Below are 13,990 nucleotides of genomic sequence, written 5' to 3'. Positions count from 1 at the left end.
AAATATGGTGAAGCAGCAAAGCTAAGAAATTTTTTCAATGTTCATCTCCAGCTAAAGGCATGATGGTAGAAGAGGAACAAACTTTTATAAAAGTCTTATAATTAACTAAAACAAAACACTCCATTTTGATCACTCTTTTTTCAAAATGGAGTGTTTGTATTTGCTGGTAAAGAAGAATGAAGCTATCTATCCAGCATCTGCTGGATGTCTTTCGGGTCATGTACAGGCTGCCGGCATGTATAGTTTTCACATATATAGAAATTAGCGCCCGTTTCGGCTGGCTGGTAGTCGGTGATATTTGGAATGATGTCCTTGTACGCCTCGGGATCCTCACAATGTAGATAAATCGTATTTGGAAGGAAATCCTTCTTTAATGAGGAGAGCAGCTGCCTTTGCTCCTCCGATAGTTTGCCGACCATAATAACTTCCTTTGTGCCTTCCGTCAGCATCATGTAGGAAATCAGTAAATAGAGATAGCCTTCGGGATGCGCATTGATGGTGCGGGCCCCGAGCTGTAAAAGCGTGATGACTTTTTCCTCGTAGTCTGCTCTGCTCGTAAGGCGGGCAAGCTTCACAAGTGCAACAGCGGCGATACTGCTGCCGGAAGGAATCGCCTCATCCTGCATTTCCCGCTGCCGAATAAGCAGGGGCTCCGCATCGCTGCCCGTTAAGAAAAATCCTCCTTCCTCCTGATCCCAAAAAAGCTCGACCATCTCATCGGCAATATGCACAGCCTTTTGCAGCCATTCAGGAGAAAAGGTTGTCTCATACAGCTCGATATAGGCCCACAGCACAGCCGCATAGTCATCGAGTATACCGTATTCCCGTACTTCTTCATTCCGGTAGCGCCGCATCAGCCGGCCGTTTTGGAAAAGCTGTTTTTCCAGAAATCGAATCGCACCGACCGCGAGCAGCTCCACGCCCTCATCCTGAAGAACCGCATTCGCTTTCGCAAGCCCGGCAATCATGAGCCCATTCCAGCCTGTTAAAATTTTATCGTCTTTGTTTGGATGAGTACGCTGTTCCCGTACTTCGAAAAGTATTTGTCGTGCTTTCTCCAATTTCTGCTGCAGTGTCTCGACAGGCATTTCATGTTCCGCTGCGATATCCGCTAATTTTGTATGAATAAGATGAGGGACATTCTTTCCTTCGAAATTTCCTTCCGCTGTAATATGAAAGACTTCACAGTATAATGGACCAAGCTCTTCATCAAGGCTATTCAGCACCTCCTCCTTCGTCCATGTATAAAACTTGCCCTCCTCCTGCTCTGTATCAGCATCCTCTCCACTGTAAAAACCGCCTTCCGGAGAGACCATGACACGCCGAATATAAGTGATCAGCTCCCGCATTTTCTGCTCATAAAAGGGGTCCTTTGATACTTGATAGGCTTCCGCGGTCGCATAAAGCAAAAGGGCATTGTCATACAGCATTTTTTCAAAGTGGGGGACGATATACGTTTCGTCTACAGAGTAGCGGGAGAAGCCAAAGCCAATCTGGTCATAAATTCCGCCGTTATAAAGGCTGTTCAATGTATTGAGGGCCATTTTCTGTGCAACAGGCTCATCATGAAATTTGCCATAACGCAATAAATATAACAGCTGGTGCGGCATCGGAAATTTCATTTCCTGTCCAAAGCCTCCATACAGATTGTCATATGTGACGTATAACTGCTCAAAGGCCATTTGAAAAACAGCGGGGGGAAGAGTTCCTGCTGCCTGCTGTTCCTGCAGCTGTGCCAACGCCTGTTTAATTTCCGCTCCTACTGAAATGACCTGTGCTTGGTCCTGCTCATACAGCTTATGCAGTTGAATGATGAGCTCATGGAAGCCGATCATATGCAGTGAGGTTTTCTTAGCGTAATACGTCCCTGCGTAAAACGGTACTTGATCGGGTGTCATAAAGATGGAAAGCGGCCATCCGCCATGACCATTCATCAGCATACAGACATTCATATATAGATTATCGATATCCGGCCGCTCCTCACGATCGACCTTAATCGCAATATAATGTTCATTCAAATAAGCAGCAATCTCCTGGTCCTCGAAGCATTCGTGTGCCATTTGATGGCACCAATGGCACGTCGCATAACCGATGGACAGGAAAATAGGCTTTTTCTCCGACTTGGCACGCCTAAACGCCTCCTCTGTCCATGGATACCAGTTAACAGGTTGATGAGCATGCTGTAGCAAATAGGGGGAGTTTGTTTCAATGAGCCAATTATGTTCCGGTGAGGGTCTTGCATTCCGCGGCTTGTTGTCCAATTGCAAACACTTCCTTTATGTTTATTGCCGATCTCCTTAAAACGATGCCGAAGCTGGCTGGATATGTTTAATATGCCCAAAAAACGAAAAAAGACGCCCAATAATTGGACGTCTTGCCTTTTGTAAAATATACAGTTTCCGGATGGTGTATTTTTCACACCTTAATGAAATTAAGCAGCAAATTTCCGGCAGGCCTCTGCACAGGCAAAACAAGCTTTTGCGCACTCTTGGCAATGGTCATGATCATGCTTTTGACATTCATTGCCGCATGCTTCACACACTGTTGCACAAACAGAAGCAAGTGCTGCAGCAAATGGTGTATTACGTGCCAATGCCTGTTCTAAAAAGTTGCAGATATCTGCACACTCACGGTCCAGCCGAATACACTCAGCCATCATCTTTACGTTTTCCTCCTGAAGACAAGCATCAAAACAGTGATTGCAGGCAGCCATACATTCGTGTAAAACCTGAATTAATTGTTGGTGTTTCTCATGTGACATATCCTATTCCTCCTATGTTTTATTGACGTTCGTCTTTATCTATATACCCCTATAGCGTATATTGAAACACAGTAATTGTTTTGTTTATTTTGTAAATATGGTAGAAGTATCGTGAAATGTTTATTCGGAGGGCAAGAACAGGTGAAGAAGAAAGACTTATGTTAGCTGAGTAGTTCAGATAACCAGACATGTGAAAAGTAATTAAGCGACGAGCGGTGCACCGTACACAGGCGCACTGCTCTTGTTGTTTTGAGCGCATATACTAAGTGGATTGAAAATTAGAACTCCGCATATCGTTTGACAATATGGGGACGATTAGGAGGTGTTTCAATGTTTTTGGTGTCCAAGAAAGACCAGGAAATTAAAATCCGGAATATGGGACGGCTTGATGCCTATTTCGTCACAGTGCAGGTAGGGGATATCCAGTTTATGCTACGCGAGCTTGGGTCAAGATATGCTGTCCATTTTTCCGTTGATGATAATGTGCACACTGCAGAAGTTCTCGCTATAGCCGGGAAGAGTGTCGTCACACAGGAATTTGAGCGGGAGGAATCGGGGAAGTTCGTTGAGCGGATTAAACAGATCATTCCAAAGGAAACAATTGTCCAGCTGATGCTAAAGGAATTTGCTTCACTCGAAGCACCTATTTCCCATCCGCTCTATGATAAGCACCCGCTTATTGCGCCGTTTGTTGAGATGCTCTTTGTCGAAAGCGAAAATGAATACCAATCAATCGGACCAGAAAAGAGAGACTTCGAATCTTATCTGGAAAAGGAATATAATGTTGAGCTCATACCTTCCGAGGAGATGGAAATGATCCTGGCGAAGATTGTTACCGCTATGAGATTCCTTCATCTTACGGAAAAAGATATGGCAAAGGAGTTTTTCAAAAATATTCAAGTATAGAGCAAACGCCGAAGGAAATAGGGGTGCGTCACGAAGACGGACCCTGTTTTCGTTGAGATAAAAGCAGTTTTTGTGAAAAGGTTCATCTCGGGCGGCATGCGTTGTTTTTAATTTTACGTTTCTCCTGTATGTCACACCTTTTGAAATTGGGACTAATGAATTCTAAAAATATGCACATTCTAGTTGCAGAACAGTCATTAGTTTGTAACCTCTATTGTATGATGATGCAAGGGGAAATTTGGACAAACGGGGTGAGGAAATTGGCAAAGATCAATACAGGGGACATCCTGCAGCTATTATGGGATGCCACACCAATGACAAAGGAATGCACACAGGCCGACCTGGCGCTGATTACCAATCAATTATCAGAACTCATGACACATTATTCAAGACGTAGACAAGCTACCGCGCTCGAGCAAGTAAAAAAACACCGGGAACAGCGCAGGGAAATGTAGAAGCTTTTGTTAACGGCTCGTGAGGAAAGCGCCATAAATGGTTTCATTCAACCTGTTATTAGTTAAAATTTTTATAGTAGAGTAAAGGTGCTGAGCAGAAATGTTCCAGCACTTTTTTAATTTGTATTAAATAAATATACAAAAAAATTACCAAACATTTTTTATCCATTATCATTCAAGTAATATAAAAAATAGAAAAAGTTGAATCGTAATGGCGGTCTGCCAAGTCTAATAAGGGAAAGGGGGCGTTACGAATCGAAACAAGGCAAGTAGATCTCGTTTTGTTAGCTCAGAATGGAGAGGAAGAAGCATTCTATCAATTGATAGAACCATTACAGGGACAGTTGTACCGTATCGCCTATGTATATGTTCAAAACGAAAACGACGCTGTTGACATATTGCAGCAGTCGATGATACGGGCATATGAATCAATCAAGCAGCTGAAAGAGCAGCATTACTTTGCAACATGGATGACTCGGATTGTTATTAATTGCAGCAAAACATACATAGCGAAAAGAAAGCGGATTGAATCGGTGGAACCGGCAGAACTAGATTTATTGGAGGGAGCGTCCACCAGCAATATCGAGGAGGAGCTAGATTTATGGAAGGCACTATGCAATCTGGAGGAAAAATATAAAACCGTACTGATCCTCCGCTTTTATCAGGACTATCCGGTAAAGCAAATCGCAGCTATTTTGGAATGTCCGGAAGGGACAGTAAAAACCCATATCCGGAGAGGCTTGCACGCATTACGACAACAGTTGAAGGGGGCGTATATAGATGAGTGGGTTAAATCCGTTGAAAGCAGTCATAGATAAAATTCCGATTCCACAGCAGCGGTTAAGGGAAGTGCTGCGTGTAGAAGGCATGTCGAAAGTGTTTAAACAAAAGGAGCATACCGTCAATGCGCTGAAAAACATACATTGTACAATCTATGAAGGAGAAATGGTGGCAATCATGGGGACAAGCGGTTCGGGAAAAAGTACATTCCTGAATATGATTAGTGCTGTCGATGCTCCGTCAGAAGGAAAGATGCTTCTGTTTGGACAGGAGGCAAATGACCTGCATAAAGAGCCAAATGCCTCAAAGTTCAGGAAGGAAAATATCGGCTTTGTCTTCCAATCCTTTCACCTTTTGCAGGATTTGAATGTTGAGGATAATATCGCACTCCCGCTCATCTTAAACGATGTGTCAAACAAGGAAATCAAGCAACGGGTCGATAAGGTAATGAAGCAGCTGCAAATTGATAAATGGCGCAAGCATCGCCCGCATGAATTATCAGGAGGGCAGAAGCAGCGGGTAGCTATTGCACGGGCAATTGTCACCAATCCGCCGATTCTGCTGGCGGATGAACCAACTGGGGCACTTGACGTTAATACAACAGATGATATTTTGCGTCTCCTCGTTTCGCTGCAAGAAGAGATGAGGCAGACGATTTTACTTGTGACGCATGATCCATACGTAGCAACTTTCGCAAATCGAGTGCTGTTCTTCCATGACGGAGCGATTGTGGACAGTTACCAGAACGAAAAACATCCTGGGGATTTGGATGCCATCCTCGACAAATTCAAAGAGATAACAGGAGGAGCCGGCCATGTTTAATTTAAGATCGGTCTCCCTCAAGCTGCTGCGTGCTGCTTCAGCACAGGTCTTGACGAGTATCGGCATCATCGCTATTTCGATTTGCTTGCTCATGACAATGGGCGTTTATATTTGGAATGCTAACGCGCAGATGGAAGAAGAGATGCGCGCCATTTTTGGAGATGCTGATATGCTGGTCGGTTATGACCCGCAGCAAAACCAATGGGTGACTGACGGCATGCTCGATCAATTCGAAGAGCTCGATGGTGTCAGTACCGTATCACCTGTTCTGCTTTCATGGACTACTGTAGAAGGGGAGTCTAATGTTTATACAATCGGGGCGGAAAATGACAATCTCGTTAAAAGCCGCTATTATTTTAACGAAGATTTACACAACGGCGAGGCGGTTATTTCCCGGCGGATGGCAGAATTATATAACAAAGCCTTGGGGGATACCATTGTCATCGAGCAGCAACCGTTTAAGATAAAAGAAATAGTGACACCGTTATCCGGCGGAAATGAATTGAAGATTGTTATTTTGCCCCGTCAACAGGTCGCGCAGTGGCTGCCGGAAAATGGACAGGAAGTTGCTGCATTGTTCACCCTTATTCAGACGAATGGGAGTGTAGATCATGCGTCACTAACGAAGTCCTTTCAAGAAATCGGAAGCTCACTAAGGATCGATATACCAAGCGAATACGAAATAGTGAAGAGAAACTTCCAGGCGCTTGCCATCTTTATCATCATCCTGTCCGCTTTTGTGCTGCTTATTACGGCGATGCTCCTGCTGTCGACATTCCAGCTTGTCTTTTACAAGTTGAAGGACCAGCTGATGGTCCTGCGTTCACTCGGGGCGACTGGTAATCAGGTAGGGAAGGTCATCCGATTTCAACTACTCATTATAATTGGTTCTGGATCGGTCGTCGGCACATGTTTAACTATGCTGCTCATTCACCGGTGGCTGCCGTTTCTGATTGAAAAGCTCCAGCTTCCAGCAGCAAAGACGGACATGCCGGTCTGGCTGATGGCATGTATTGTAATTGGTGTTTTTGTCGTACTTTACGGGATTTCTGTAAAACAAATTCGTAAAAGTATGAAGCTTCTGCCGCTGCAAATCGCTAGTGAAAAGGTCGAGCTTGACATCAAGTGGACGAAACGTAAGCTTTTAATTATTGGAATAGTATTTGTGCTCGCTTGTCTGCTTATCCTAGTCGGAATAGCAACAAATGAAGGCGGAGAAAGTGCGTTACAAATTTTAATTGGAGCGCTCGGTATTTGTTTCGTTGTATTATATTGCATACCTTTTGGATTTAGTATGTTGTTGAAAGCTTCCCTACAGCCGATTCGATCGCTCTTTGGAAAGGAAGCATACTTGGCCTGTCAGCAGCTCATGCCGCAGATTCGAAAAAATATGCCGATTGTGCTCGGCATCATCGGATTGATGGTCATTCTTGTTTTCGGCAGCACCTTGTTTAAGACAGTGCAAGAGAACGAACGCGAATATTTGGGCCATGTGTTTGAGACCCCGATTATTATTGAAAATGAGTTAAATGATGAGTCCTTAACAATGGATACAGTGGAGAAAATTCGAACATTGCCTTCGATAGAGGATGTCTATGCAAAGAGTAACTACTTTCCAATGAAAACGACTATAAACGATAGTAGGGAGGAAGCTTTTCCGGATTTCCAACTGGTCGATTTACAGGGGATAGAGAAGAAAGAACACCTTCCGATTGCTGGCGAAGGAGACTTTTCTCAAGGTATATTCGTAACAAAAGACTTTGCTTCATCCAATCAATTGACCGTCGGGGAAACGCTGGATGTGTACGAATATGGAGAAGATACAGGTGCTTACCGGCTTTTGGATACACTAGAGGTGCTTGCAGTTCTGCCAGACACATATTCTGGTGAACTAGTGTATGCCGATTGGTCTATGGCTCCAAAAGTGGATGAACCGGTCGCAATTGAGACCATTCTGGTGGAAACGAAGGATATTGATGCAGCACTTGATGAGCTGTCGTTCCTCAAGAGCAGCTGGCCTTCCCTTTTAATTAAGGATGAGCAGTCCAGCATCGAGGAATCCAATCGCATGTTCTATCAGCGTTGGAGCTTATTTGTCGGTGTACTGATGGTTCTAATTGTGGCGACATGCCTTGGGGTAATACAGAATCTATTACATGTAATCTATAGTAAAAGAGGGGATTACGCCATCCAGCGACTCGTTGGATTATCACCGAATGGATTGATAAAGCTGATTTTGACACAAGTTTTATCATTCGTGTTGTACGGACTTATAGTCGGCGTCATTATTGGCGTCCTGCTGTCACAATTACTGTCTCTTGTGGACAATGAAAGCGGCTTGCTGTTTGATGTACAGATGCTTTTCTTTGTGATCATCGGCTTTGTGCTGGCAGTAATGATAACCTTCCTGATACAAGGCTATTTGATTAGTCGTCGGTATTTGGCCGGGGAATTAGTGGAATGATGGGGACGAGAGTGCTTTTTAGACAAAATCTCTCGTATGATTGGCAGCAGGTGTCTAATAAGCAGGGGGATGCTGTTAATAAGGGTGGAGTGTCTATTAATTCTTAAGAAATGTCTATTAAGTATGGGAGATTGTCTATTATTGTGCTGGAAATGTCTATTAACTCATCAAAATTGTCTATTAACAGGCAGCAAACTATCTATTAATCACCCCTTACTTAACCCGGACAGCAAGGATAGCATAAATAAAATTGTCACTTAAAATAGAGTCGCCTCTTCCCATTACAGAAGAGGCGGCTCTTTTCGTTTAGTTGTTCAAAGTTTTTTAATTGTAAAGTTGTCATCAAGCAGCACCCAGTTTTGCGGGAAATCGTAGCCGAGCGCCCAGTAGCTGACGCCTCGGAGGTTGTACTGCTTGACGAGGTCAAATTTTGCCTGGGCACTGCGGGCATCCTCGAACCATACTTCATGTTCCTGTCCTTCTTCCGTTGTATAACGGAAATATGGTGACTGGGCGGTTTCATTGTAACGGATGGTTGCTCCATATTGGGTAGCACGGCGGATTGCCTCCTGCGGGCTGAACGTTTCGGCCTGTTGTCCTTGGGCATGGGGAAGCTGCCAATCCCTTGCGTATATTTGAAAGCCAAGGTAAATTTTATTGGCTGGTATGACGGATAGAGCATACTCAACAACGCGCCTCATTTGGTTCACAGGAGAAATAGCTTGTGGGGGACCAGCACGATAGCCCCATTCATACGTCATTAAAATAACAAAGTCGGCAATTCTCCCGTGCGCCTCGTAGTCGTGAGCCGTGTAAAGTAGTCCGCCTTGGGTAGGACCCGTTTTTGGTGCAAGCGCTGTAGAAACAAAATAGCCCTTTGGATGAAGTGCATCAACGGATTTTTGCAAAAAGGTATTATATGCTTCCCGGTCTTCGGGCAGCACGTTTTCAAAATCGATGTTCAGCCCTTTATAGCCTTTTTCATCCATCACTTGAAGGATATTTGTTAATAGTTTTTCCTGAATTTCCGCGCTGGAAAAAATAACGTGCATTAAATTGGAACCTGCTTGGGTGGACGTAAAGTTTGTGATCACCATCATCGGCACGACACCATTTTCCTTTGCGGCTGCCAGCATTAGCTGATCGCTAAATGGTTCAAGCGTTCCATCCTCTTTCACCTTATACGCAAACGGACTCAAATAGGTGAGCAGCGGTGCGAGCGACTTGACTGTCTGTGCGGCTTCCTCATCTTTTTGATACGTATAGCCATTTACTTCTATGATCGGCTTTGTTCGAGGAATCAGCAGCTGGGTGCCCGCATGGACCAGGTTAATGTTAGATAAGTGATTTGCCTGCATGATCGCATTAGCGGTCACCCCATATAGGTAGGCAATTTGTCCGAGCGTTTCACCAGGGCGTACAACATGGAGAATAGGAGGAATATACAGTCTCGTTCCTGGGGAAATGCGGTTTGGATTTGCCAGTTGATTCGCCTGGATGAGGGCATCGACAGTTATATGATATTGCTGTGCAATCTGCCAAAGCGCTTCTCCTGGTTTTACTGTATGGTAGGTGCTGTAGACCGGTATGAGAATAGCCTGGCCGATCAGAAGTTTGTTCGGGTCCGGCAGCTGATTGATTTGCTGCAGGGCATTCACAGTAACATGGTACCTGTTTGCAAGTCCTGCCATCGTTTCCCCGCTTTTCACAACATGAATTAACAATTCGCAGCTCCTTTTTCTGTTTGCTACTCCATCATATGCGGGGCCTATTCATAAAAGAAAAAAGCATCCCTTCATTTGGCTAAAGTGTACATAACCATAAGTTTAGCTGTCTCATTTCTTCTATTTAAATAAGCACTGTTCATAATATGTAACGGATAGCTTGTCCTAATTTAGCCTGTTTATAGAGAAGGGGATGAACGATGGGGAGAGCAGAAAGTATCGATAATATAGAATGGACATTGAAAGAGGTAGAAAAGCTGGAGCTTTTAAAAGAAGAATATGAAGAGTTCCAACTAACAAATCCAACGGAGAATTCGCTCTATCAATATTATGAAAAAAGTGAATATATGCTGCCTGATCTATTCCGCTTGATTCTCATAATCATCGTATTTGGTATTCCGCTTTGGTTTGCGCTGCCAGTCGCCGGGCTTCCTGCCAAAATAGTGATCTACGCTATTTTGACAGTGATTTGCTACATTGTTTCACGGCCTGTTAAGTATTTATTCAAGCGTATCGACTTTTTTATGTATGAGGAGACAGTCCAGGAAGATTATGACGAGGATTGCCGGCTATTTGAGGAAGAAAATGAGCGGCTGCTTTTGCCGATCCGCCAAGTTACAGATGAACTCCGCCGCTATTCCATCATTCCGCCGGATTATTGGAAGCAGGAGGCAGTTCAAAAAATGCTGCAATATTTCAGAGGATTACGGGTAGATACAATCAAGGAGTGCATTAATTTATATGAGCTGGAAATGAGAGAAGACATGTATAGTAGAAGGCTGCACGGTGCAATTAAGGGCAAGCTGAAAAACGAGGAGCTGCTTCGGGAGTTAGACGAACAGAGCAGGATAATAGAAGAGCTGAATGAAATGATAGAAAGCCAACAGCATGAAATCGAGGAATTAAAGGAAGCAATAGAACCATCCTAAACTAGTAAATTGCAGTTTCTACCGGAGTTCAATAAAAAACCGCTATGTCGATATTTATCGGCATAGCGGCTTTCCAGCATAGAAAGAGCTGTTTTGGTTTACAACGGAATAAATTTCAGCGGATTCAGGTTACCTGTTTTTTGGTTGACCCATGTACCTGCATGGATTTCAAAATGCAGATGGGGACCTGTCGAGCGTCCAGTCGTACCTATTTTCGCGATCTGCATTCCTTTTGTCACCTTTGTTCCGACATTTACATTGTAGGAACTTAAGTGAGCATAAAGAGATGTATAGATTTGTCCGCCGACTGAGTGCGTCACGATGACCGCATTCCCATAAGTGCTGAGCGGCGCTGCATAGGAAACAATACCATCCGCAGCAGCGACTACAGGTGTACCAGAAGAGTTCGCAATATCTACTCCATAATGGTACTCAGAGCCACCGAATTCCCGCCAGCCATAACCGGATGTAAGACGACCGGTTGTAGGTTTTGTCCAGCTGCCACTGGAGACTTGCGGAAGGGAACCACCGCCAGAAGAACCAGATGACGATGAGCCAGATGAGTGGGAAGCAGCTGCAGCGGCAGCCTGTTTCTTCACAAGCTCAGCAATACGTTTTTGTTCAGCCTGAATTGATTGCTGTAATTCCTTGGATAATTCCAAAGCCTCGGAATATTCTTCTTCCAGCTTCACTTTTTCAGACTTCAGCTGCTCTTGTTTTGCTTCTAATTCATCAAGCAATTTATTTTTCTGTGTTTTTTGAGAGGCTAGGGACGCTTTTAATTTTTCAAGAGATGCCTTATCCTCTTCAAGCTTTTGACGTTTTGATTCTAATGATTTTTTACTTTCCTCTAATGCTTTTTGGTCTTCCTGCTGTTCACGCATAATCTCTTTATCTGCATCGATCAGTGTGTTAACAGCAGAGAAACGGTCGATAAAATCGACAAAGCTGTTTGCCCCAAGTAAAACATCTAAATAGCTGACAGGGCCGGCTTCTTGAATGGCACGCGCCCGTTCACGAAGCAGTTCATCACGCGCTTTGATTTTCTCGATTAATGTTTGGATAGAATTTGTTAACGAAGTAATTTCTTTATTTGTTTCGTTAATGCTAGTGATGACCTTTTCCATTTTTTCGTTCGTGCTAAGGATTTCATCGTCCAGCTTTTTGATTTGGTCATATACTTTTGTTTGTGTCGCTTCAATATCATTCATCTTCGTTTGTTTATCTTTGATTTCTGTATGTAGGCGACCTTTCTGTGACTCATTTTGCTGCTGTTCTTGTTTCAATTCATCGAGTGTTGCAGCTGATCCGGTAGAGTCGATAAATAGGGAGGATGCCAATAGCAATGCAGCATACTGCAACGGTCTCTTTGTTTTCTTCTTCACTTCTGCAAACCTTCTTTTCTATAAATATCGTAAACTGCCCATAGTTGTCCAATATAACATTGATTCACTTATCATCCCATCTCAGTAAGAGAAAGACAGCTTGGCCGAATAGAAATCGACCTAACATATGCTACCACTTTTTCGAAAGGATGTCTAATGTGGACAACCAATGCTATCTTATACTATAAATTTGAAAAAACTGTGCAGAAGTATGAAGAAAAGTAGACTTCGCGGGTAAATATGTGAATTTCGCGGGTATCTGTTCGAAAAGGGCGGGTATTTCTCCAAAATCCGCGGGTATTCCTCTAGCCTGCAAAGTTTCTCTCAAATCTTCAGCCGGGTATCCCAGCAAGTTTTTTAGTCTTAAAACTGCACACTAAATCCGTTGAACTGGTGAATCCCTGTGCCGAATTTTAATAAATTCTGTTCCCGAAGATAGTGTGCAGCTTTTTTTACCTCCTGAAGTAAAAGAGGATCAAGTCCAAGTGTGTTATGGGAGCCGTAAATCTTCCGGACACCGTTTAAACGGGCAATCCGTTCCCAGGAAGCAGCCAACTCTATCGGATTAGTGGTCGGATAGAAAGCGTAAACCGGTGTTTCGTCATAGAGCAGATCCCCTGTAAATAGATAGCCTGCTGCTTGATCGAATAGACAAATATGTCCCGGTGAATGTCCAGGTGTATGGAGGACAGCGAGCGTTCGTTCTCCTAGTTCAATTTTATCCCCATCCTTCAGCAGTCCGGTTGGTTTCCCTTGGAAGGGAGTAAATGTCTCCGGGTTGAATGTGGAAGGGGGAGGGATGGTAATATCGCGGCCTATATTTTTACGAATAATATCGATGGACAGTCCCTTGATACCGTTAATCAGCCAGTCCTCTTCTTCTTCATGCACATAAAGAGCATCGAATTCCCCGTGACTGCCGATATGGTCGGAATGGACATGTGTAGTAAGAACACGAATTGGCAGATCTGTTAGCTGATCGGTTATCCGCTTGATACTATCAATACCTAACCCAGTATCAATCAGGACAGCCTTCTCTGTACCAAGTAGTAAAAAGGAATGCACCTTCTCCCAATGTCCATATTCACTGATGGCATATGTTTTCCCATCAATTTGTTGAACTGTGAACCATTTATCTTCTATCATATTGATCCTCCTTTTGTTAACTTGTACTTCATATTAAAGCGATTGCCTAACTAAATGACTTGGAAAACCCCGTGCTTTTTGCTAGATAGCCGTTTGCTTTGTAAAAGAAGTGTGCCGCCTGTCTTTCAGGGCGGTTGCCGCTGTTTAATGTAATGCCGCTGCAGCCATTCTTGAGTGCCCACTTTTCCGAGGCTTCCAACAAAATCGTTCCTACACCTTGCTTTCGTACAGTCGAACTTATTACGAAGGCAAGAATTCGTGCATATGTACCGTTTTGCTCGAAGTAATGCATTCTGCAAATTCCGGAAAAACCAACGACTGAGCCATTTGCAACAGCGACGAGAGAAGCGTAATCCGGAAGGTTAGCGAGCTTATCGTACCGCTCGGCAATTTCTTCTTCGGTTGAAGGATAGCCCAGTTCCTCCAGCAGGATGGTTAATTCTTTATAATCATTCTTTTCTAGTGTACGAATCGTAATTTCCACAGAAAAAATCTCCTTCATTCAAAATTAACTACTTCTTACTAGATTCTCGGTGACCAAAAGATTTCCTCCCAGGCCTATAGAAAAAGAAACTATTTCCAGTAAGGCACGTCTTTTTGTGAATATATGATGCATAG

General features: G+C 43.7%; 12 protein-coding genes. 6 read left to right on the top strand and 6 right to left on the bottom strand.

The window, feature by feature from the left end; genetic code table 11:
• Window positions 1-182 precede the first annotated feature (182 nt).
• Window positions 183-2,261: a thioredoxin domain-containing protein gene (locus BOD01S_RS11335; RefSeq protein WP_052124810.1), complete on the bottom strand. Its 2,079-nt coding sequence runs from the start codon at window positions 2,259-2,261 to the stop codon at window positions 183-185.
• Window positions 2,262-2,431: 170 nt separating this feature from the next.
• Entirely contained in the window at window positions 2,432-2,761 is a 330-nt protein-coding gene (locus BOD01S_RS11330) for a four-helix bundle copper-binding protein (protein ID WP_036153835.1), read from the bottom strand.
• A gap of 330 nt (window positions 2,762-3,091) precedes the next feature.
• Here BOD01S_RS11330 and BOD01S_RS11325 point away from each other — a divergent pair, with 330 nt between their 5' ends.
• The 5 genes from BOD01S_RS11325 to BOD01S_RS11305 all read left to right on the top strand — a co-directional run bounded on the left by BOD01S_RS11325 (window position 3,092) and on the right by BOD01S_RS11305 (window position 8,188).
• Window positions 3,092-3,667, top strand: coding sequence for a hypothetical protein (locus tag BOD01S_RS11325; protein WP_036153837.1), 576 nt, complete (start codon window positions 3,092-3,094; stop codon window positions 3,665-3,667).
• Window positions 3,668-3,837: 170 nt separating this feature from the next.
• The gene (locus BOD01S_RS11320) at window positions 3,838-4,122 is read left to right on the top strand and encodes a hypothetical protein (RefSeq protein ID WP_169804319.1); all 285 of its coding nucleotides are present in this window, start codon (window positions 3,838-3,840) and stop codon (window positions 4,120-4,122) included.
• Between the two features lie 281 nt (window positions 4,123-4,403).
• Window positions 4,404-4,940, top strand: a complete 537-nt coding sequence (locus tag BOD01S_RS11315; RefSeq protein WP_233153136.1) for a sigma-70 family RNA polymerase sigma factor — start codon at window positions 4,404-4,406, stop codon at window positions 4,938-4,940.
• 49 nt (window positions 4,941-4,989) lie between these two features.
• Window positions 4,990-5,724 (top strand): ABC transporter ATP-binding protein, encoded by a 735-nt coding sequence (locus tag BOD01S_RS11310; RefSeq protein ID WP_036154105.1) that lies wholly within the window; start codon window positions 4,990-4,992, stop codon window positions 5,722-5,724.
• The gene (locus BOD01S_RS11305) at window positions 5,717-8,188 is read left to right on the top strand and encodes an ABC transporter permease (RefSeq protein WP_036153843.1); all 2,472 of its coding nucleotides are present in this window, start codon (window positions 5,717-5,719) and stop codon (window positions 8,186-8,188) included. The genes BOD01S_RS11310 and BOD01S_RS11305 overlap by 8 nt, the downstream gene beginning before the upstream one ends.
• 314 nt (window positions 8,189-8,502) lie before the next feature.
• Here the strand turns inward: BOD01S_RS11305 and BOD01S_RS11300 are convergent, their stop codons facing one another.
• Window positions 8,503-9,912 carry a LysM peptidoglycan-binding domain-containing protein gene (locus tag BOD01S_RS11300; RefSeq protein ID WP_036153845.1) on the bottom strand — a complete coding sequence of 470 codons (1,410 nt, stop codon included), beginning with the start codon at window positions 9,910-9,912 and terminating at the stop codon, window positions 8,503-8,505.
• Between the two features lie 200 nt (window positions 9,913-10,112).
• Here BOD01S_RS11300 and BOD01S_RS11295 point away from each other — a divergent pair, with 200 nt between their 5' ends.
• The gene (locus BOD01S_RS11295; RefSeq protein WP_036153847.1) at window positions 10,113-10,841 is read left to right on the top strand and encodes a hypothetical protein; all 729 of its coding nucleotides are present in this window, start codon (window positions 10,113-10,115) and stop codon (window positions 10,839-10,841) included.
• Between the two features lie 98 nt (window positions 10,842-10,939).
• On the opposite strand, the gene BOD01S_RS11290 is transcribed toward BOD01S_RS11295, so the two are convergent.
• The 3 genes from BOD01S_RS11290 to BOD01S_RS11280 form a co-directional block, all read right to left on the bottom strand.
• On the bottom strand, window positions 10,940-12,226 hold the full coding sequence (locus tag BOD01S_RS11290) for a murein hydrolase activator EnvC family protein (RefSeq protein ID WP_036153849.1): 1,287 nt from the start codon (window positions 12,224-12,226) through the stop codon (window positions 10,940-10,942).
• A 363-nt stretch (window positions 12,227-12,589) separates the two neighbouring features.
• Window positions 12,590-13,372 (bottom strand): MBL fold metallo-hydrolase, encoded by a 783-nt coding sequence (locus BOD01S_RS11285; RefSeq protein ID WP_036153852.1) that lies wholly within the window; start codon window positions 13,370-13,372, stop codon window positions 12,590-12,592.
• Between the two features lie 46 nt (window positions 13,373-13,418).
• Window positions 13,419-13,856 (bottom strand): GNAT family N-acetyltransferase, encoded by a 438-nt coding sequence (locus BOD01S_RS11280; RefSeq protein ID WP_233153137.1) that lies wholly within the window; start codon window positions 13,854-13,856, stop codon window positions 13,419-13,421.
• Between the last annotated feature and the right edge of the window lie 134 nt (window positions 13,857-13,990).

Origin of the sequence: Lysinibacillus odysseyi 34hs-1 = NBRC 100172 (assembly GCF_001591965.1) — a bacterium.
GTDB classification, from domain to species: domain Bacteria; phylum Bacillota; class Bacilli; order Bacillales_A; family Planococcaceae; genus Lysinibacillus_B; species Lysinibacillus_B odysseyi.
This window is presented reverse-complemented; position numbering and strand designations above follow the sequence as displayed.

Bases quoted from the DNA above. Each gene is read 5' to 3' on its own strand.
- BOD01S_RS11310 (WP_036154105.1), top strand. From the start codon at position 4,990: ATGTCGAAAGTGTTTAAACAAAAGGAGCATACCGTCAATGCGCTGAAA.
- BOD01S_RS11285 (WP_036153852.1), bottom strand. From the start codon at position 13,372: ATGATAGAAGATAAATGGTTCACAGTTCAACAAATTGATGGGAAAACA.
- BOD01S_RS11330 (WP_036153835.1), bottom strand. From the start codon at position 2,761: ATGTCACATGAGAAACACCAACAATTAATTCAGGTTTTACACGAATGT.
- BOD01S_RS11325 (WP_036153837.1), top strand. From the start codon at position 3,092: ATGTTTTTGGTGTCCAAGAAAGACCAGGAAATTAAAATCCGGAATATG.
- BOD01S_RS11295 (WP_036153847.1), top strand. From the start codon at position 10,113: ATGGGGAGAGCAGAAAGTATCGATAATATAGAATGGACATTGAAAGAG.
- BOD01S_RS11320 (WP_169804319.1), top strand. From the start codon at position 3,838: ATGCACATTCTAGTTGCAGAACAGTCATTAGTTTGTAACCTCTATTGT.
- BOD01S_RS11305 (WP_036153843.1), top strand. From the start codon at position 5,717: ATGTTTAATTTAAGATCGGTCTCCCTCAAGCTGCTGCGTGCTGCTTCA.